This window comes from Pseudoalteromonas sp. JB197, assembly GCF_002332205.1.
GTDB lineage: Bacteria > Pseudomonadota > Gammaproteobacteria > Enterobacterales > Alteromonadaceae > Pseudoalteromonas > Pseudoalteromonas nigrifaciens.
On the sequence record NZ_NRGZ01000001.1, the window covers coordinates 1360395 to 1380760 of the forward strand.

Annotated in this window: 15 protein-coding genes; 8 read left to right on the forward strand and 7 right to left on the reverse strand. The window is 39.8% G+C overall.

Features of this window, described 5'->3' with window-relative positions; genetic code table 11:
- The first annotated feature begins 64 nt into the window (after positions 1-64).
- The gene (asnS, locus tag CIK86_RS06480; protein ID WP_086993367.1) at positions 65-1462 is read left to right on the forward strand and encodes an asparagine--tRNA ligase; all 1398 of its coding nucleotides are present in this window, start codon (positions 65-67) and stop codon (positions 1460-1462) included.
- A gap of 275 nt (positions 1463-1737) precedes the next feature.
- Here the strand turns inward: asnS and CIK86_RS06485 are convergent, their stop codons facing one another.
- Both CIK86_RS06485 and CIK86_RS06490 read right to left on the reverse strand, forming a co-directional pair.
- The gene (locus CIK86_RS06485; RefSeq protein ID WP_086993365.1) at positions 1738-2664 is read right to left on the reverse strand and encodes an FAD-binding protein; all 927 of its coding nucleotides are present in this window, start codon (positions 2662-2664) and stop codon (positions 1738-1740) included.
- Complete coding sequence (locus CIK86_RS06490) at positions 2665-3414, reverse strand: electron transfer flavoprotein subunit beta/FixA family protein (protein ID WP_086993363.1); 750 nt, start codon at positions 3412-3414, stop codon at positions 2665-2667. It lies immediately after the preceding gene.
- A gap of 219 nt (positions 3415-3633) precedes the next feature.
- Here CIK86_RS06490 and CIK86_RS06495 point away from each other — a divergent pair, with 219 nt between their 5' ends.
- From CIK86_RS06495 to CIK86_RS06515, 5 genes are all read left to right on the forward strand, one after another.
- Positions 3634-5280, forward strand: coding sequence for an electron transfer flavoprotein-ubiquinone oxidoreductase (locus CIK86_RS06495; protein WP_086993361.1), 1647 nt, complete (start codon positions 3634-3636; stop codon positions 5278-5280).
- A 121-nt stretch (positions 5281-5401) separates the two neighbouring features.
- A complete protein-coding gene (locus CIK86_RS06500) occupies positions 5402-5866 on the forward strand; it encodes an acyl-CoA thioesterase (RefSeq protein WP_011328298.1) in 465 nt (154 codons plus the stop codon).
- A 261-nt stretch (positions 5867-6127) separates the two neighbouring features.
- Positions 6128-6697 carry an outer membrane beta-barrel protein gene (locus tag CIK86_RS06505; protein WP_011328299.1) on the forward strand — a complete coding sequence of 190 codons (570 nt, stop codon included), beginning with the start codon at positions 6128-6130 and terminating at the stop codon, positions 6695-6697.
- Between the two features lie 403 nt (positions 6698-7100).
- Complete coding sequence (tsaA, locus tag CIK86_RS06510) at positions 7101-7805, forward strand: tRNA (N6-threonylcarbamoyladenosine(37)-N6)-methyltransferase TrmO (RefSeq protein WP_041454438.1); 705 nt, start codon at positions 7101-7103, stop codon at positions 7803-7805.
- A gap of 94 nt (positions 7806-7899) precedes the next feature.
- On the forward strand, positions 7900-9624 hold the full coding sequence (locus CIK86_RS06515) for a proline--tRNA ligase (protein ID WP_086994275.1): 1725 nt from the start codon (positions 7900-7902) through the stop codon (positions 9622-9624).
- Positions 9625-9745: 121 nt separating this feature from the next.
- Here the strand turns inward: CIK86_RS06515 and CIK86_RS06520 are convergent, their stop codons facing one another.
- From CIK86_RS06520 to CIK86_RS06535, 4 genes are all read right to left on the reverse strand, one after another.
- On the reverse strand, positions 9746-12457 hold the full coding sequence (locus tag CIK86_RS06520) for an ATP-binding protein (protein WP_254910713.1): 2712 nt from the start codon (positions 12455-12457) through the stop codon (positions 9746-9748).
- A gap of 423 nt (positions 12458-12880) precedes the next feature.
- Entirely contained in the window at positions 12881-14089 is a 1209-nt protein-coding gene (locus tag CIK86_RS06525) for an ABC transporter permease (RefSeq protein ID WP_011328303.1), read from the reverse strand.
- Entirely contained in the window at positions 14082-14870 is a 789-nt protein-coding gene (locus CIK86_RS06530) for an ATP-binding cassette domain-containing protein (RefSeq protein ID WP_086994271.1), read from the reverse strand. Before CIK86_RS06530 ends, CIK86_RS06525 begins: the two co-directional genes overlap by 8 nt.
- A complete protein-coding gene (locus CIK86_RS06535) occupies positions 14867-15679 on the reverse strand; it encodes a DUF3025 domain-containing protein (RefSeq protein ID WP_011328305.1) in 813 nt (270 codons plus the stop codon). The genes CIK86_RS06530 and CIK86_RS06535 overlap by 4 nt, the downstream gene beginning before the upstream one ends.
- Positions 15680-15795: 116 nt before the next feature.
- Between CIK86_RS06535 and CIK86_RS06540 the strand changes: the two genes are divergently transcribed.
- Together CIK86_RS06540 and CIK86_RS06545 are read left to right on the forward strand one after the other, a co-directional pair.
- Positions 15796-17421, forward strand: coding sequence for a M28 family metallopeptidase (locus tag CIK86_RS06540; RefSeq protein ID WP_086994268.1), 1626 nt, complete (start codon positions 15796-15798; stop codon positions 17419-17421).
- 121 nt (positions 17422-17542) lie between these two features.
- Complete coding sequence (locus tag CIK86_RS06545; RefSeq protein WP_086994265.1) at positions 17543-18715, forward strand: putative manganese transporter; 1173 nt, start codon at positions 17543-17545, stop codon at positions 18713-18715.
- A gap of 76 nt (positions 18716-18791) precedes the next feature.
- Here the strand turns inward: CIK86_RS06545 and CIK86_RS06550 are convergent, their stop codons facing one another.
- A complete protein-coding gene (locus tag CIK86_RS06550; protein WP_086994262.1) occupies positions 18792-20366 on the reverse strand; it encodes a dihydrolipoyllysine-residue acetyltransferase in 1575 nt (524 codons plus the stop codon).

Below are 20366 nucleotides of genomic sequence, written 5' to 3' on the forward strand. Positions count from 1 at the left end.
TTTTGCCAGCGTGTGGTGCGTAGTTAAATTACATAGTTAGGCAACTTATATCATTGGAGTGAAGATGAGCCATTTAGCGATTTCAGAGCTATTAAAAGGCAAGGTATCGGTAGACAGCCAAGTTACAGTAAAAGGCTGGATCCGTACTCGCCGCGATTCAAAAGCAGGAATTTCATTTTTAGCCGTTCATGACGGTTCGTGTTTTGATCCTATTCAAGCGGTAGTTCCTAATTCACTTAATAATTATGATGAAGTCACTAGCCTAACAGCCGGTTGTTCTGTGTCGGTTACCGGTGTTTTAGTGCAATCTGCTGGCCAAGGTCAGTCTTATGAGATTCAAACTAACTCGGTTACTGTATTAGGTTGGGTAGAAAACCCAGATTCGTACCCTATGGCTGCAAAGCGTCATAGTATTGAGTACTTACGTGAGCACGCTCACCTTCGCCCTCGTACTAACATGATTGGTGCCGTAACCCGTGTACGTAACTGTTTAGCTCAAGCTATTCATCGCTTTTACCATGATCAAGGTTTTTTATGGATAAGCACCCCTATTATCACAGCAAGTGACTGTGAAGGCGCAGGTGAAATGTTCCGCGTATCAACGCTTGATATGCAAAACTTACCGCTTACCGATAAAGGCGAAGTAGATTACAGCGAAGATTTTTTTGGTAAAGAAGCATTTCTTACTGTATCTGGCCAGTTAAATGGTGAAACTTACGCGTCGGCAATGTCAAAAATTTATACGTTTGGCCCAACCTTCCGCGCAGAAAACTCAAATACTTCGCGCCACCTTGCCGAGTTTTGGATGGTAGAACCTGAATTAGCATTTGCTGATTTAGAAGATATTGCAAAACTAGCAGAGCAGATGTTGAAGTATGTGTTTAAAGCCGTACTAGAAGAGCGCCGCGATGACATGGAATTTTTTGCACAACGTGTAGAAAAAACAGCCATTACTCGCCTTGAAGAATTTGTAGAAAAAGACTTTGCACAAGTTGATTACACCGAAGCGGTAGAAATATTAAAAGCCTGTGGTAAAAAGTTTGAGTACGCTGTTGAATGGGGCGTAGATTTACAGTCTGAGCACGAGCGTTACTTAGCAGAAGAACACTTTAAAGCACCGGTTGTTATTAAAAACTACCCACGCGATATTAAAGCGTTTTACATGCGCCAAAACGAAGACGGTAAAACCGTTGCCGCAATGGACATAGTAGCGCCAGGTATTGGTGAGATCATTGGTGGCTCACAACGTGAAGAGCGCCTAGATATTCTCGATGCTCGTTTAGACGAAATGGGCTTAAACAAAGACGACTACAGCTGGTACCGCGATTTACGTAAATACGGTACTGTGCCGCACTCAGGCTTTGGCTTAGGTTTTGAGCGTTTAGTTGCTTATGTTACCGGTATGGGCAACGTACGTGACGTTATTGCCTTCCCTCGCACTAAAGGCAGCGCAACGTACTAATACGTTAACGCTTACTGTGTACCATAGTAAAAACCAGCCGATGGCTGGTTTTTTTATGCCTAAGTAACCTGAGATCCGGATAATAAACTTATCTCAAGCAGCTATTTTTCAGCGCTAACTGCGTTGAATTTTCTTGCAATAGGCCAGTCAGGTTAAGTGAATAAGTACCTTAGGTTTATTAGGCACAATCAAAAGCCGCAGCATCATAAAATGATACTGCGGCTTTTAATTTATCACTATAACTATAAATACAAATATAATTTTTAGTTATTAACTTATAGAGCTTGCTCTAGCTGTGGTAAAACATCAAACAGATCGGCAACTAAACCGTAGTCTGCAACCTGAAAAATAGGTGCGTCTGGGTCTTTATTAATTGCGACAATTACTTTTGAGTCTTTCATACCGGCTAGATGCTGAATTGCACCACTAATACCCACTGCAATGTACAAGTTTGGCGCTACAATTTTACCTGTTTGCCCTACTTGCATGTCATTTGGTACAAAGCCTGCATCAACTGCTGCGCGCGAAGCACCAATAGCAGCGCCTAACTTGTCGGCTATTCCGTGTAATAAACTAAAGTTTTCGCCATTTTGCATACCACGACCACCTGAGATAACCACAGTAGCTGCGGTTAATTCTGGGCGCTCTGATTTAGTTTGCTCATCGCTTACAAAGCTGCTTAGCGCAGAATCGGATACCGTATTAACTGCCGTTATTGGCGCGCTTGCTTGCTCTGTTTGTAAGTCGAAGCTACTAGCACGTACAGTGATAACTTTTTTGCTATCGAGTGACTTAACCGTGGCAATTGCGTTGCCCGCATAAATAGGACGCTTAAATGTTTCTGCGTCAACAACGTCAATAATTTCTGAAATTTGTGCAACATCAAGCAAGGCTGCAACGCGTGGCATAAAGTTTTTACCTGTAGTGGTAGCACTTACCACTATGTGGCTATAAGAATCAGCAAGCGATAGCACTAAATCTGCCATACTTTCAGCTAATTGGTGTGCATATACTGCGTTATCTGCTACCAGTACACTGGCTACGCCATTAATAAGCGCAACTTCTTCGCTTAGTACACCTAGGTTTTCGCCCGCAATAAGCACATCAATAGGAAAACCAAGTTTTGCTGCTGCGTTAATTGTTTTTGAGGTTTCTGGTTTTAATACACCGTTATCGTGCTCTGCTATTACAAGTGTTTTCATTTAGATTACCTTCGCCTCTGTTTTTAATTTTTCTACAAGTTGCGCCACGTCCTCAACTATAATACCGGCAGTACGTTTAGCTGGCTCTTCAACGCTAATTAATTGCATACGGGCCGTTAAATCAACACCCAAAGTATCGGCTGCAATAACCTCAAGCGGTTTACGTTTCGCTTTCATTATATTTGGCAGCGACGCATAACGTGGCTCATTTAAACGTAAATCGGTAGTTACAATAGCCGGTAAATTAAGCGCTACTGTTTGTAAGCCGCCGTCAACTTCACGGGTAACATTAACTTTTCCATCAACCACTTCAACTTTTGAAGCAAACGTACCTTGGCCACGTTTAGTCAATGCAGCTAGCATTTGGCCGGTTTGGTTATTGTCTGAATCAATTGATTGCTTACCTAAAATAACTAATTCTGGTGCTTCTTGTTCTACAATTTTTGCAAGTAATTTAGCAATATGCAGCGACTCTAACTTTTCATCGGTTTCGATGTGAATGGCTTTGTCGGCGCCTAGGGCTAAGGCCGTACGTAACTGTTCTTGCGAGGCTTTTGGGCCAATTGTTACGGCAATAACTTCGCTTGCTGTACCCGCTTCTTTTAAGCGAATCGCTTCTTCAATTGCAATTTCGCAAAATGGGTTCATCGCCATTTTTACGTTGGTTAAATCAACGTCTGTTTTGTCTGACTTAACTCGCGCTTTTACGTTGTAATCTATAACTCTTTTTATTGGTACGAGAACTTTCATATGGACTCCATCGTTATTTAAACCTACAAGCTGACGTGCACGTCAACCTATTTATTTTATGAAATCAGACTACTGTCTATTGACGTAAACATCAACCTAAAATAACCTTTAAACATTCACAACCCATAACTTTTTATTAGCATCTATCAAATGGGTTATGTATTTCATTAACGTGTAGTTAAATATAGGGTACGTTAACCATTCGAATAAGAGGTATTTATGATCACCCGGGAAACCATGGAATTTGATGTAGTTGTTGTAGGTGCAGGCCCAGCGGGTCTTGCATGTGCAATAAAACTGGCACAACAAGCGCAAAATAAACAACAAGAATGCATGATCTGTGTCGTTGAAAAAGGTTCAGAAGTGGGTGCTCATATACTCTCTGGTGCCGTGTTTGAAACCAAAGCGCTGGATGAATTACTGCCAAATTGGCAAGAGCTCAACGCCCCTGTAACCACCAAAGTAGCAAAGGATGAAATTTACTGGTTTAACAACGAACAAAAAGCCACCGCTATTCCGCACTTTGCCACACCAAAAACCTTTCATAATGATGGCAATTATATTGTCTCTATGGGGAATGTTTGTCGCTGGTTAGCTGAGCAAGCAGAAGCACTGGGAGTTGAGATTTTTCCTGGGTTTAGTGCGCATTCGCTTATTATTGAAGACGATACAGTACAAGGCATTATTACTGGCGATATGGGCCTTGATAAAGACGGTAACGAAAAAGATGGTTACATGCCTGGCATGGAGCTACGCGCTAAATACACCGTATTTGCCGAAGGTTGTCGTGGTCATTTGGGCAAACAACTCATTAATGAATTTGCCCTCGATGATGAGTCATCACCGCAGCACTATGGCTTAGGCTTAAAAGAAATTTGGCAAATTGATGAAAGTAAGCATCAATTAGGCACTGTAGTACACGGTACAGGCTGGCCATTACAAGGCGATACTAACGGCGGCGCATTTATGTACCACTGTGAAAACAACCAAGTTGTGGTAGGACTGATTGTTGATCTCAACTACTCAAACCCGCATTTAAGCCCGTTTGATGAGTTTCAGCGTATGAAACATCATCCGGTGTTTAAAAATGTATTAGCAGGCGGCGAACGAGTTGCTTATGGTGCTCGTGCTATTGCTAAAGGCGGCTTGCACTCATTACCAAAAATGCATTTTCCTGGTGGGTTATTGGTAGGCTGCGATGCAGGTACGCTTAACTTTGCAAAAATTAAAGGTAATCATACTGCAATGAAGTCGGGTATGGTGGCAGCTGAAGTTATTTTTAAAGCATTAGAAAGTGAGCAAGCAAATACCGACTTAAGCGAGTTTAAAGACGCGTTTGAGCAATCTTGGGCTTATAAAGAATTGCAGCAATCACGTAACTTTGGCCCTGTTATGCACAAGTTAGGTAAGTTTGTTGGTGGCGCATATAACACCCTAGATCAAAATATTTTTAATGGTTGCTTGCCATTTACCTTTAAAGACAACACCCCAGATCACGATACCTTAGTTGATGCGGCGGATGCCGATAAAATAGTGTATCCAAAACCCGATGGTAAACTCAGTTTTGATAAGTTGTCGTCGGTATTTTTATCAAATACTAACCACGAAGAGTCACAGCCGTGTCATTTGCAATTAAAAGATCCGAGTATTCCAATTGCAGTAAACTTAGTTAAATTTGATGAACCAGCGCAGCGCTATTGCCCTGCTGGGGTTTATGAAATTCAAGAAATTGCTGGCACTAAAGAGTTTGTGATTAACTCGCAAAACTGCGTGCATTGTAAAACCTGCGATATTAAAGATCCGAGCCAAAATATTACTTGGGTAACTCCGGAGGGGACTGGCGGGCCAAATTATCCTAATATGTAGTTATTATTGTTAATAAAAAGTAGGTTTTTACATATAAATTATAAACCTACACTAATTTGCAGGGGCTTGTGCCCCTGTTTTGCGCTATGCTTACCCTAGTTTTTATAAAAGAGAATTAGTTATGCCGTCGTCAAAAGTTGTTTTTCGTTTTTTAGCAGAGCCTACTGATGTAAATTTTGGTGGTAAAGTGCATGGTGGAGCCGTCATGAAGTGGATTGACCAAGCTGGCTATGCATGTGCTGCAGGCTGGAGTGGCCATTACTGTGTTACCGTATCTGTTGCTGGGGTTAAGTTTAGACGCCCTATTTTAGTAGGCCAAATTGTTGAAGTGGAAGCTAAAATAGCGCATACTGGTAAAACCAGTATGCAAATATTTATTCAAGTGCGTTGTGGCGACCCCAAAACACAAAATATGGTTGAAACCAACCACTGTGTTATTAGCTTTATTGCTATGGATGAAACCGGTTACCCAGTAGCTGTGCCTTCTTTTAAAGCGATTACCGAAGAAGATTTAAAATTAGAAAACTACGCTATAAAAATGAAAGAAATTGCAATAGAGACGGAAAACTTACTGCATAAGGTATAAGTAACTAAAGTGTGCCTGTAAAAACCTCACACTTTTTGTAAAACATGCAATAGAGCTTAGAAAGTAACAACTAATAAAAGTTCACTGCTGTACACGTATCATACAAACGGCCATAAAAACCAATACTAAAGTAGGTTTTTATGGCCGTTTTTTTATGTTTTTAATAATTGGCATGCTCACTGCACCTACCTTGATGACGTTTGATTTAATTACATCTTATTTTTTCAAGCATTTGATTTTTATTATTAAAGGAGCTAATTCATGATTAAAACACTTTCTCTTTCTACACTTGCTTTAGTAACACTGGGTTTTAATACTGCAGCTAAGGCTGATATTGCTGATTTCGATTCTCCACGTATCTACACGGGTGTTGGTTACGGTCAATATTCTTTTGAATTTGAAGACAGTGACAAAGACACTGACTTTGACGACGATGCACAAATGCTAAAAGGTTACGTTGGCGCACAATTTAACGAGTATTTAAGCTTAGAGCTTGCTTATCAAAACTTTGATGAAGTAAGTGATGTGGACAGCAAAGCTGAAATTGATGGCGTATCGCTTGCCGCACGCTTGGGCTACCCTATTACAGAGAGTTTTTCTGTGTATGCAAAAGGCGGTTGGCTTGAGTGGGATGCAGAATACACACAAGATTTACCAGTAGGTTCTGTTTCAGCTTCTACAGATGGTGGTGATGCGTTTTACGGTGCAGGTATTGAATATGCACTTACAACAAACGTTCAATTTCGTTTAGAGTATGAACGCTATAAACTTGATGACGATATTGACCCAGATATGGATGTAGCGTCTGTATCAGTGCAGTACATGTTTTAATTAAACCCTAAAACGTGTGTAAAAGGTAAGCTTAGGCTTACCTTTTTTGTTTTGAGTGGTTTAAACGCACATGCATATAAACCACTTAGTCTAATCAATACCTTTTAGACTAGGCTTCTATAAGTAACCTGAGCTCTGGTTAAGAGATTTACTAACGTATTAAATCATAGTTATATTTAATTTTATTTTCTCTAGCCAGAGATTTTCAGTGAAAATAAGGCGAATTTACGCGTCAATAGCTGGCCTATTGCAAGTAAATTCAACGCAGTTAGCGCTGAAAGTAGCTGCTTGAGATAGGTTTATTATCCGGAGCTCAGGTTAAGTAATAAACTCACTTACAAGTAATGCCATAAACGCTAAATATGGGTAGAATAGCGCTCTATTTCATTTGCACCCGAGTACTATGAGCGATTATACCATTTCGGCTATTGGCCACATTCAATCTCCTTATAAACAAAAGTTTGCTATACCTAGGCAACCTCGTTTAGTGCCGGAAGCTAAAGCAAAGCTTATTTTTGCGCCTGACTTTAATCGTGAAGAATTTGTACGCGGGCTCGATGAGTTTAGCCATATTTGGCTGCTATTTCGTTTTCATGAAACAGCCGACAAAGGCTATTCGGCTATGGTGCGCCCGCCTCGTTTAGGTGGTAATGCCCGCAAAGGCGTGTTTGCCACGCGAGCCACTTTTAGGCCTAACGCCATTGGTATGAGCGCGGTAAAACTAGAAGGTATAGAGTATAAAAATGGCCAACTGAGCTTATTACTCGCCGGAATAGATTTACTCGATGGCACACCAATAATCGATATAAAGCCTTACTTACCCTATTCTGACTCTATGCCAGAGGCCAGTGCGGGGTTTGCCGACACCCGCCCAGAAACCCACATGAGCGTTGAATTTACCCCTGAAGTACTAGATTTTATTGCGCAGCAAACGCAATATCCAGATTTACAGGCGTTTATAAGTAATGTGCTAAAGCAAGATCCTCGCCCTGCTTATAAAAAGCAAAAAGACGGACAGCAAAGCTACGGTATGACTTTGTATAACTATAATATTTGCTGGCAAGTTAATGAGTCGCATAATTTAGTTACTAGTATAGAAAATACCTAAATAATTTATCACTTAGCGCTTTAGTGTAAATGCAACCGCTGGTAGACTGAAGCCCTTACAATATGTACATAATTACTCTAATTTCGGAAACAACATGCGTACCAGTCAATATATACTCGCCACACTTAAAGAAACGCCTTCGGATGCTGAAATTGTATCGCATCAATTAATGCTTAGAGCCGGTATGATCCGTCGTGTCGCTTCGGGTTTATACACTTGGTTACCCACTGGGTTACGGGTACTTAGAAAAGTAGAAAATATCGTACGTGAAGAAATGAATAAAGCCAATGCGATTGAAATGCTGATGCCAGTAATTCAACCAGCAGATTTATGGGAAGAATCAGGTCGTTGGGATGAGTTTGGTCCTGAACTTATGCGTTTTACCGATCGTCATAATCGTACCTTTGCGCTTGGCCCAACTCACGAAGAAGTGATCACTGATTTTGTTCGTAAAGAAATTAGCAGCTATAAACAGCTACCAATTTCTTTATACCAAATACAAACTAAAGTGCGCGACGAACGTCGTCCGCGTTTTGGTGTAATGCGCGCCCGCGAATTTACAATGAAAGATGCCTATTCATTTCACTTAAGTGATGAGTGTTTAGATGCAACGTATCAAGTAATGCACAAAGCGTATTGTAATATTTTTGAGCGTTTAAACTTAGACTACCGCCCTGTTATTGCCGACACGGGTTCTATTGGTGGTAGCGTATCGCATGAGTTTCATGTACTTGCAGAATCTGGTGAAGACGCTATTGCATTTAGTGATGGCAGCGACTACGCAGCAAATATTGAAAAAGCAGAAGCACTTGCACCAAGCGAGCCACGCCCAGCTGCAACAAAAGAGCTTAAAGCGTTTCCAACGCCTGACGCTAAAACAATTAACGAGCTTAAAAAGCACTACGGTGTTAAACCACATCGCGGTGTTAAAACATTAATCGTTTACGCTGCGCCTGATGAAAACGGGGTACGTGGTTTAGTTGCGCTAGTTTTACGCGGCGATCACGACCTTAACGAACTAAAAGCTGAAAAACACCCGTTAGTAGATTCTCCGCTTGAAATGGCAACAGAGGCAGACATTGTTGCTGCTATTGGTGCAAAACCTGGCTCATTAGGCCCGGTTGGCCTGTCTATGCCAATTATTGTTGATAGAAGCGCTAACATACTAGCTGACTTTGTTGCCGGCGCTAATAAAGACGACGAGCATTACAGCGGCATTAACTGGGATCGTGATGTAACTGATTATGAAGTTGCTGATATACGTAATATTGTAGAAGGCGATGCAAGCCCATGTGGCCAAGGCACTTTACAAATTAAACGTGGTATTGAAGTTGGCCATATTTTCCAACTTGGCACTAAATACTCACAAGCAATGAAGGCTGGCGTATTAAACGAATCAGGTAAAAACCAAATAATGACTATGGGTTGTTATGGTATTGGTGTGTCGCGTATTGTGGCTGCAGCAATCGAGCAAAACAACGACCAATACGGTATTATTTGGCCACAACCAATTGCACCGTTTGATTTAGCTATTGTGCCTATGAATATGCATAAGTCGCATCGCATTCCAGATATTGCTAACAACCTTTACCAAGGCTTAAAAGATGCTGGACTTGATGTGTTATTTGATGACCGTAAAGAGCGCCCTGGCGTTATGTTTAACGACATGGAATTAATTGGCGTGCCATTTACATTAGTTATTGGCGAGCGCAACCTTGATGAAAACAAAGTTGAACTTAAAAACCGCCGCACTGGTGAAAAGCTAATGATTGATATTGATACAGCAATCGATGCAATTAAAGCAGCTGTTAAAGGTTAAGCATAAAATACACTTAACTATAAATAAAAAAAACCGCTTTAAAGCGGTTTTTTTATATCTAAAATATAATCACTTCAGCTAAAAAGGTGACTTATTAAAAGCCGCCTATTTCGCTTTAGTGTTAACTCAACCACGTAATAAGCTTGTCTTTTAACGTTTGCGGCTTAATTGGTTTAGTAATGTAGTCGTTCATACCGGCCGTTAAACAACGCTCTCTGTCGCCTTCCATTGCACTTGCTGTCATCGCAATGATAGGCACATGAATATATTCTATTCCGGCTTTGGCGTTTCTAATTTCGCTGGTGGTATCGTAGCCGTTTAAATTAGACATTTGGCAATCCATTAAAATAACGTTAAAAGGTTGCTGTTTATTGCTCTTTAACGCCTCTAAAGCTTCAAGACCGTCAGATGCACAGGTGATTTTAACTTTAGTGTGCTTTAAAATCGCTTTAGCCACTTCTATGTTGATCATATTATCGTCAACTAAAAGCACATGATAAGCTGATAAGTCTGCATCTACAGGCTCTTCAATTAAGCTATTTGGTGGGGTAATGACAAACTCACTACTGGCACCAAATAAACTCGCTAATTTGTAACTAAACTCATCTTGGGTAAGCGGTTTGTTTAAAATATGTAGATGATCAGGAAATACTTTTTTCGATTGTTTGTTCATCACCATATCACGCAAAATTAGTACATATTTTTTACCGTACTGTTTGCAAAAGCTAATCAGGGCATTAACTTGTGGATGGTCGTCGTCAATAATTAATAAGTCCGCTTCAAACTCATCATGCTCACTAAAGTAATCTAATCTAACAATATTACTTTTATCTACTTTGCATGTTTGCAGTAATAAATCACACACATTGTTATACACATTATCGCGAGCAATTAATGCAGCAACATCAATACTGGTAGCAAGCTCAATACCGGTATTTAGCTTTTTCTGGGGTGCTACATGCAGCTCAACGGTTGCAGTAAAAGTGCTCCCTACCCCTTTTTCGCTTGTTAGCGATATATTACCACCCATTAATTGCGCTAGCTTTTTACAAATTGATAAACCCAAGCCGGTACCGCCAAAATGGCGTGTGGTGCTTGAATCTTCTTGGGTAAACACTTCAAATAGTTTATCTATATTTTCAGCTGCTATGCCAATTCCAGTGTCTTTAACCGCAAAACTCATCTGTAATTTAGTATCGGTAATGTATTTAGAGCCTATGGTTAAGCTAACTTCACCTTTGTGAGTAAACTTAAAAGCATTATTAACCAAATTAATTAAAATTTGCTTAAGGCGATGGCTGTCACCTACTACCATACGATCAACAATATTGTGGGTGTGTAAAAATACTTCAAGTCCTTTGCGTTGCCCTTGTAGCGCTAATGAGTTAATCATATCGCTGCACACAGTAACAACATCAAAGCTGTGATTATCAATATCGAGCTTACCCGCTTCTATTTTTGAAAAATCTAAAATATCATTAATTAAATTCATTAAAGAATTAGCACTGCTATTTGCAAGTTTTAAATAATGATGCTGTTGCTCTGATAAGCCATCTTCTTTAAGCATTTCTAGCATGCCTAATACCCCGTTCATAGGGGTGCGTATTTCGTGAGAAATATTAGCTACAAAGTCACTTTTAGCTTGGCTTGCTGCTAATGCTTCATCTATTGCGCGTTCAAGCTCTCGGGTTCTTTGCGAAACTTTAAGCTCTAAAGTGGTATTAACTCCCTCTAGTTCAGCTTGAATGTTTTTAAGCGAGCTGATGTCTCTTAAAATAGCCGCAACTTGATAACGCTCATTAAATACATCATAAATACTGCTGAGGGTTATTGAGTAGTAGTATTTATTGCCCGAACTGTCGGTGTGCATGGCTTCAAAGGGCATTTTGGAGCCATTTTTAATGGTTTCTCTTATGCATTGCTCATCTTCTTTATTTAAAGTAAATAAAGAAATAAAATTTACGTTATCACTCTCTAGTATATCGCCAAACACTTGCTTAGCTGTGTTATTAAATTGCACCACTTTACCCGACTCTGAAATGCTAAAAATAGCATCTAAGGAGTTTTCTATTACTGTGTTATTTTGCTCTTTTAACGAGTTAATAAGTAACTTTCGGTTTATAAAGCGCTGATACAGCCTGGTCATAACTAAAAACACACCAAAAAATACAGCTAATGTAGTAATAAAGCTTTGGCGTCTCTCGCTCACTTTTGCTAATAATGTTTGCGTATCTACACTCACAGCAAGCTCGAGTGGCAGCATGGCAATATCATTACCAAAATAAATACGCTTTTGCAGTGTGTATTGTTGTGGGTAGTTATTTAACGGCAGCGTTTTGTCTGCAGCCATATTTTGCGCGCCAACAGACTCTTGCTCCCAGGTTCTGCTTTTATTAAACTCAAACCCAAAGCGCAGCTCTGGGTTTGGATGATATAAAAACTCACCTTGGTTATTCATTAAATAAATTGCAGTGCCTTGCGGAGACTCAAAAGTGAGGCTTTTAAATAATTGTTCTGCATAATAATTCGTAACTAAAACCGCAGAAACCTGTTTGTTTTTGTCAAATACAGGTTTTGCTACCCGAAAGGTACTGATATAAGGCTGCTGAATTTTACCATTTTCACGGTTGTAATTTATTGGTGAAATATAAACAGTGTGCTCATCAAGCATACTGGTTTTAATAACGTAATCTCGTTGGCCTTTTTGTTGTAATTGCTCGCCTTCGAGTATGGTAATTTTGCCTTGCTCGGTCCGATCAACCCTTACGACTTCTTGCCCGCCTTCTGCTAGCATTATATAACGCGCTTGTAATATGCTTTCGTCGGTGCGCATAAAGCCAGAAAATATACTCGCTAAGCGATTTTTCCAAATAGCCTAAAAATCGAATGGCGTTAACGCTGTCGGTAAAGTGTTTTTTTAACGATAATGTTTTAGTTTCGAGTTCGCGTTTTAGCTCTATTTTCGCCGTGTGATAAATTTCGCTTATTACTTTTTGCAACTCTAGATAAAAAATTTCGTTTTAACATTTACTATTACCTACACTATAGTACTTACATAAGTAGTCTAGATTGAGAAACAATAAACCTCAAAATTAATTACTTACCTCTTTTATTTGCAATAAAGAGTGCCAAATTATGAAGTGTATTCTACCACTACCATTGCTCTTAATGAAATAAACTAAACGCTATTTATATTTGTTTATAAATGAAAAAGGCAGCGAGTGCTGCCTTCAAAACTTAAAGCTTTGTCTATTAACTATCTAAATAACACATCTTCGCGGTTAAACCATTTAACGCAAAAAGCTAATAAAATACCGGCAATAATAGCTGTAGCTAAAAATATTAGCCCTATTAGCGTGTAATCTACTGTGCCTTTAACTATTTCTTTTATTGCTAACGCTACATTAGTGACAGGAATAAACGCTGTTTTAACAGTGAGTTCCACATTTGGCATTAAGGCAATTATTACCGGAAAAATAACGCCCAGAGATAACGGTGTCATGTAGTTTTGCGCTTCTTTAAAGGTACGTGCGTAAATTGAAATAGCTAACGCTAGCGCAGAAAATATAGCCGCCAGTGGTAACAGTAATACAAAAATCATTAATAAATCAGAAACGGCTAAGCTACTAAATGCAACTTTAATAAATTCAAGATCCGCAAAAGTAATCGCCAAGGCTATCCACACTCCCATACTCAGCACAGTAATGGTTGTAGAGGCGATTGAAGTAGTTAAAAGGGTAATAAACTTACCTAAAACAAGTTGTGTACGAGTGATAGGTGTTAACAATAATGTCTCTAGGGTGCCACGTTCTTTTTCGCCTGCTCCTAAGTCAATGGCAGGATAAGTTGCTCCCATTAATACTAAAGGTACTAATAAGTACGGTAAAAACCCACCTATTTTTTCACCTAAGTTTTCACGTTTGTCGGCGGTATCTACTTTTACAACTTCAATTGGTTCAAGTATTGCTTTTTGCGTTGCTTCGTCAATGCCAAAACTAAGCAGCTTTTGTACTTGTAACGCATCGCTGTATTCTTGCGCTAGCTCTTTCACCCGCTGAAACAAAAAGTTAATAGACTTAGCGTCGTTAAACACTACCTGCCATTTGCTTTGCTGTGCATTATTTAACGTTTGCTGTGCATTGCTTGGTAAATAAATGCCCATATCAATATCGCCAGCAATCACTGCGGCTTTAAGCTGTGCAACACTATTAAAGGTTTTAGTGCCTTTATACTGCTCAAAACTTTTATGGTAAAACACTTTGTCGGTAAACTCTGGCGCATAGTCGCCGTTTACAATAGCGTAGGTATTTACTTTTTGCTCTGCATCCATAGCTGCTTGTGCGCTAATAAAGGCAACAACGGCAAAAATAAGTGGGAACACTGCAACTGGCACAGCCACTACAAATATGAGCGTTTTTTTATCGCGTAGTAACTCTCTTAATTCCTTTTTAAATACTTCAAACATCACGTTTCTCCGTTAATATGTTCATAAACGCTTGGTTAAGTTCTTCACTGTTACCTGTTTGTTTAAACTCTTCTACAGTGCCATCAAAACAGCTTACGCCTTCGTTAATCACTGCTACGCGATCGCACAGTAAAGCAACTTCATCTAGGTGGTGCGTTGAAAAAACAACCGGTGTGCCTTGCGCTTTTAAACCTTTTATAAAGTTAATTACCGTTTGTGTGGTTATAATATCTAACCCGGTCGTTGGCTCATCTAAAACCACTACAGCAGGATAATGCACTACTGCGCGGGCAATATTGGCTTTTTGTTTCATTCCGGTTGAGAGGTTTTCTGCACGCTTATCTATAAATTTATGCATATCGAGCAAGGTAAATAGCTCTTCGCAGCGTGTTGCAATATCTTTTTTGCTCATGCCATGGAGTTTTGCAAAATATTCGATGTTTTCTTTTACGGTTAAACGCCCGTATAAGCCGGTTGAACCCGATAGAAACCCAATCGATTTACGCCCCAGCAATGGCTTTTTTATTATGTCGTTACCGGCAATGGTAATACTGCCGGCATCGGGTTTTAAGGCAGTAGAAATCATTCTTAACGTGGTGGTTTTACCTGCGCCATTTGGTCCTAGCAGTCCAAGTACTTCGCCTTTTGCACAACGAAAGCTAACATCTCTAACTGAATGAAAATAATCTTTATCTTCGCGCGGGTCTATTTCATCCACTTTGTTTTTTTTATGATCTTTAGTTAGCTTAAATTTCTTTTTAAGGCCAATAACTTCTATCATGTTCGTATCCTTCGTTTTTCTCTAAAGTAATCCGTATTATTATAAAATGTGTCGTCGGTGTTGTCCTCATGCCACCCCGGAACACCTAGTAGTGGTAAAGGTGAAAGGAGTTTATTGTCGGCTAAACACTGATCGGTTTTTATCATCTCATAAAGTCTTTGATCTAGGTACTGGTATTGGGTAACTAAATCTTTACAAAATATTTCATCGGGTACAGTTACAAACAACGCTTTACCCGTTAAACCAATATAGGGTTTAGTTAGCATTTCGTAATTTGCATGGCCAAACATAAATGGTTTGATGGTTTTTCCCCACTGCGCTCTATGCTCAACAAACGCTGTTTTCCATTGATGATCGCGCAACCACTGTTGCCATTGGGTATTGCTAATAGCCAGTACAACACCGCATTCGTCAAATAAGGTTAGGGCATTGCGATGTTTGGTACGCTGCTTTGTGCCATGTACTGCAATATCTGCTACGTGGCGTTGATTAATGAGCGCTTTGGTTTTAGGAAATAAACACCAAATAAAGCCACCAAATAAGTCGTGCCAATTTTCAGTACGCGTAGGCACCTGCCCTGTTTCAAAAATAACTTGCTCGTAATAACGCTCAGCAAAATCTATTTTTGCATCATCGACAAAGCTAATAGCCAAGTTATTGGCATTAATTGCGTTTAAGTGTGGGCTAAACCAGCTAGGCAGAGGCCAATTTTTTTGCTCATGTATATTAAACAACGTACGCAAATGCTCAAAAGCGCCGCTTTGTAAGCAGCTTGGCTGAAATTCTTCTGGGGGAGTAAAACGCTTCATTATTATTTGTACTTACTAGTTTATACCTTAAATTTTGTAACAGTTTACCGCAAAAACTGGTTCTAATTAATAGAACTTCATATACTGGGTTATCTTAAAACAAAAATAGAGCCAATATGAAACGTTATTTCTCTCTTACCCTTATCACTGCTGCCGTATTAGCGGGCTGCGCTACAACAAGTATTACCTCCGATGATGTAACTAAGGGCTACAACAGTATTCAAGCTGATGAAATTGCTAAGCATGTAAAAGTGTTAGCATCGGATGAATTTGGTGGCCGTGCCCCTTCATCGCCAGGCGAAAAGCTAACGCTTGATTACCTAACAGCGCAATTTAAAGCCTTGGGTTTAAAGCCCGGTAATGGCAATAGCTTTTTACAAGAAGTTCCACTAGTTTCGCTTGAAGCAGACTCAGACATGGTATTAAAAATTGGTGGTAAAAACTACCAATACAAAACAGACATGGTAATGGGCAGTAGTCGCATTAGCGAAAACCAAGCAATTGAAAACTCTGAGCTAGTATTTGTTGGTTACGGCGTTAATGCACCAGAGTATAACTGGAACGATTACGAAGGCTTAGATGTTAAAGGCAAAACGGTAGTAATGCTGGTAAACGATCCGGGCTTTGCAACTAAAAACCCTGATTTATTTACTGGCGATGCCATGACATATTATGGCCGTTGGACTTATAAATACGAAGAAGCGAGTCGTCAAGGTGCAGCGGGCGCAATTATTATTCACGAAACAGCACCGGCTTCATACCCTTGGTCTGTAGTAGAAAACTCGTGGAGTGGTGAGCAGTTTGGTTTTCAAAAAGAAAACAACAATATGGACCGTGTAGCGGTTGAAGGCTGGGTAACAACAGACGTAGCCAAAGAGCTGTTTAATAAAGCAGGGCTTGATTTTGATACACTAAAAGCCAATGCTGCAAAAGGCGCTTACCACGTTGATATGGGCGATTTGACTGCCTCTATAAAGATAAAAAACACCATTAAAAAGTCTATCTCGTATAACTTTATTGCCACTTTACCGGGCAGTGAAAAACCAGATGAACATGTTATTTATTCTGCACATTGGGATCACTTAGGCACTGATAAAAACCGCAAAGGGGATCAAATTTTTAATGGCGCGCACGATAATGCTACCGGTACGGCTGGTTTAATTGAAGTGGCTGAAGCCTTTACTAAATTACCTAAGCACCCTAGCCGTTCAATGACCTTTTTAGCGGTAACCGCTGAAGAGCAAGGCTTATTAGGGTCAAAATATTATGCAGCTAACCCTGTTATTGCTGCCAATAAAACCGTTGCTAACATTAATATGGACAGCTTAAATTTATTAGGCAAAGTGAAAGATATTAGCGTGGTAGGTATTGGTAAATCACAAATGGATGATTTATTAACAACGGTTGCGCTTGAGCAAGGCAGAACAATATCTGGCGATCCTAATCCTTCTTCGGGTGGTTACTATCGCTCTGATCACTTTGCTTTTGCAAACATGGGCATTCCAGCCATGTACGCAGGTGGTGGCACGCAAGCCTTTGACGAAGAAACTACAAACTACCGTAAGCGTATGAGCTTAGTACTGCGTGGTTGTTATCATCAACCATGCGATCGCTACCGTGATGAATGGGATTTATCGGGCGCGGTGCAAGACCTACAATTATTTTATAAAGTAGGTTTTAATATTTCTGAGCAAGAGCAATGGCCAACGTGGAACACTAACTCTGAGTTCCAACGTAAGTAATTTAATCTTATCTAATCGAAAAACTCAAATAGAGTAATCGATATAATTGCACTCAAATGATATTAATTATCATTTGAGTGCAATATAAAGTGTAGCTTAGTTACTTACTAGGCCACACTTTATGCAATTACTCTCACATAGTGGATTTATAACAGCCAATTCAAAACGCTTTATGGGTCAAAACAAACGCTTATTATTACCACTCTTTATATTAGTGTGTTTAGCCCTACCTAATTTACGCGCTATTACTATTACTGCACTCAGTGACGCATTTTTTCAGGTCAGTGTTTTTGTAGCAGCTACCTTACTAATTTACTACTATGCCATAGCACGTTTACCACAATTAGAGCTTAGTTATTTAAGCGCTAAGTCGCCTATTTTAGAAGTTGCTTTTGCATCTATACTAGGTGCATTACCAGGCTGTGGTGGTGCAATTATTGTTGTTACCCAATTTACAAAAGGCCAAGCCAGTTTTGGCGCTATTGTCGCGGTTTTAGCTGCAACAATGGGTGATGCGGCATTTTTACTACTTGCTACTCGCCCTACCGAAGGAGTAATTATTATGGGTATTGGCTTGGTTGTAGGAACTTTAAGCGGGTTGATAGTAAATGCTATTCATAAAAAAGACTTTTTGCGACCACTCCCACAACAGCATAAACAACAGGTTATACAGCTACCAACAGCTATTATTAAAATATCTAAGCCGGTATGGATGGTTGCTATTGTTCCAAGCTTAATTATTGCTTTGTTAATTGCGTTTAATGTTGATTTTAACAAGTGGGGTACTAATATACCTAACATTATTAGCTTTTTTGGCGCTGCAATGGCACTGTTTATTGTCAGTATTTGGGCATATTCGTCTAAAGGAGAGAGCTATAAAGAAGTCACCTCAGAAGACGATGCATGTAAGCGTAATCCTCCCTCTAATATTACCAAGGCATTACAAGACACTCACTTTGTAACTGCGTGGGTCGTTGCGTCATTTATGTTATTTGAAATATTAGTAAATGTGGCAGGACTTGATTTAAAAGCATGGTTTTTACACTATGCATATTTAGCACCACTTATAGCGGTATTAATCGGTTTTTTACCCGGTTGCAGGCCACAAATAATTGTTACCACTTTGTACATTCAAGGTATTATTCCATTTAGTGCTTTAACTGCAAATGCTATTTCTAACGATGGCGATGCGCTGTTTCCTGCCATAGCAATGGCACCAAAAGCCGCGCTCATAGCAACTTTTTATACTGCAATACCGGCTTTAGCCGTGGGTTATGGTTTATATTTTTGGTGAGTAAATAATACTTTTAAATACAGTAAACAAAAAACCAGCCGAAGCTGGTTTTTTTAATAACAATAAGCGCGTATGTTTAGCTCATCGCCATCATCATTACCGATGGATTTTCTAAGTACGATTTCCAAAGGTTATTAAAACGGGCAATAGTGCCACCATCAATCACGCGATGATCGCCAGACCAGCTCACCTGCATTATAGCTTTGCTTACCACTTGGCCGTTTTCATCAAAACGCGGTAAGTGCTGTAATTTGCCCAAAGCAACAATAGCCACCTCTGGTTTATTAATAATAGGCGTCGCAATAGTGCCGCCAATTGCACCAATATTTGAAATACTAATAGTACCGCCTTTCAAATCATCTGGCGCAACACGACCTTCTCGCGCTGAGTCGGTTAAACGGGTTAAATCGTTTGCAACTTCTACAATACTTTTGCTCTGACACGATTTAATATTAGGCACTAATAAACCTATTTTTGAGTCAACTGCAATTCCAATATTATGATCGTTATAATAGGTAAGCTCGCTGCACTCATCATTTACTTTAGAGTTAAGTACTGGGTACTCTTTCATTGCAAGCGATAATGCTTTAACAAAAAACGGCATCATGGTTAGTTTAATACCTTGCGCTTTATACTGCTCTTTTAAACTAGAGCGAAGCGCAATTAGCTTAGTTAAGTCTACTTCATCACTAAAGGTAAAGTGTGGAATGGTCGAAACCGACGCCACCATTTGTTTAGCCATTGCCGCTTTTATGCCTTTAATTGGCTCTACACGTGTACCACCTGAGTGTGTAGCTGATGCTCTTTGCTCATTGCCACTGTGCAATGGTGAGGTATCGATAGTGTTAGGAACTTCGCCTTTTACAAACTCTTCTATGTCTTGTTTATAAATACGGCCATTTTTACCACTGCCCGGTACACAGGTTAAATCAACATCAAGCTCGCGTGCTTTACGACGAACCGCTGGCGATGCAACTGCTTTTTTATTCACAATTTTAGTTGTTTGCTCAGCTTTAATAGCCGCTGGTTTATCTGCTGCATTAGTTTGTGCTTTTACCACTGCTTGATTTATATCTGCATCGGCTTTAGCTGTACGCCCTGCTACCGTCATTTGAAATAACGGGCTGTGCACTTTGGCTATTTCACCTTTTTGATAATACAGCTTATTTACAACACCAGTATATTTTGCCGGTATTTGTACCAAGGCTTTGTCTGTCATTACATCACAAACCGCTTGATCCTCAACTATTTCTTCACCTTCGGCAACTAACCAGTCAACAATTTCACACTCAACAATACCTTCGCCTATATCTGGCAAAATAAAATCTTCTAAGTGCTCGCTGCTATTATTACTGACAACCGTTTGAGCTGCTTTTTCAGGTGCTGCATCAGCTTCTTCGCTAACTGCTTCACCACTTACATTCATAGCAAATAATGGCCCATGAACCTTGGCAATTTCACCTTTTTGATAATAAAGCTTGGTAATTACCCCATCATGTACAGCGGGTATTTGCACTAATGCCTTGTCTGTCATTACATCACAAATAGGCTGATCTTCAGCCACAGTGTCACCTTCTGCCACAAGCCATTCAACAACTTCGCATTCAACTATGCCTTCACCAATATCGGGTAATATAAAATCTTTAGCCAT

Excerpts from the sequence above, each read along its gene's own strand:
- tsaA (WP_041454438.1), top strand. The coding sequence starts at position 7,101 with ATGAGCGATTATACCATTTCGGCTATTGGCCACATTCAATCTCCTTAT.
- CIK86_RS06535 (WP_011328305.1), bottom strand. The coding sequence starts at position 15,679 with ATGAAGCGTTTTACTCCCCCAGAAGAATTTCAGCCAAGCTGCTTACAA.
- CIK86_RS06490 (WP_086993363.1), bottom strand. The coding sequence starts at position 3,414 with ATGAAAGTTCTCGTACCAATAAAAAGAGTTATAGATTACAACGTAAAA.
- CIK86_RS06540 (WP_086994268.1), top strand. The coding sequence starts at position 15,796 with ATGAAACGTTATTTCTCTCTTACCCTTATCACTGCTGCCGTATTAGCG.
- CIK86_RS06520 (WP_254910713.1), bottom strand. The coding sequence starts at position 12,457 with ATGCGCACCGACGAAAGCATATTACAAGCGCGTTATATAATGCTAGCA.
- CIK86_RS06485 (WP_086993365.1), bottom strand. The coding sequence starts at position 2,664 with ATGAAAACACTTGTAATAGCAGAGCACGATAACGGTGTATTAAAACCA.
- CIK86_RS06495 (WP_086993361.1), top strand. The coding sequence starts at position 3,634 with ATGATCACCCGGGAAACCATGGAATTTGATGTAGTTGTTGTAGGTGCA.
- CIK86_RS06515 (WP_086994275.1), top strand. The coding sequence starts at position 7,900 with ATGCGTACCAGTCAATATATACTCGCCACACTTAAAGAAACGCCTTCG.
- CIK86_RS06500 (WP_011328298.1), top strand. The coding sequence starts at position 5,402 with ATGCCGTCGTCAAAAGTTGTTTTTCGTTTTTTAGCAGAGCCTACTGAT.
- CIK86_RS06530 (WP_086994271.1), bottom strand. The coding sequence starts at position 14,870 with ATGATAGAAGTTATTGGCCTTAAAAAGAAATTTAAGCTAACTAAAGAT.
- CIK86_RS06525 (WP_011328303.1), bottom strand. The coding sequence starts at position 14,089 with ATGTTTGAAGTATTTAAAAAGGAATTAAGAGAGTTACTACGCGATAAA.
- CIK86_RS06545 (WP_086994265.1), top strand. The coding sequence starts at position 17,543 with ATGCAATTACTCTCACATAGTGGATTTATAACAGCCAATTCAAAACGC.
- asnS (WP_086993367.1), top strand. The coding sequence starts at position 65 with ATGAGCCATTTAGCGATTTCAGAGCTATTAAAAGGCAAGGTATCGGTA.
- CIK86_RS06550 (WP_086994262.1), bottom strand. The coding sequence starts at position 20,366 with ATGGCTAAAGATTTTATATTACCCGATATTGGTGAAGGCATAGTTGAA.
- CIK86_RS06505 (WP_011328299.1), top strand. The coding sequence starts at position 6,128 with ATGATTAAAACACTTTCTCTTTCTACACTTGCTTTAGTAACACTGGGT.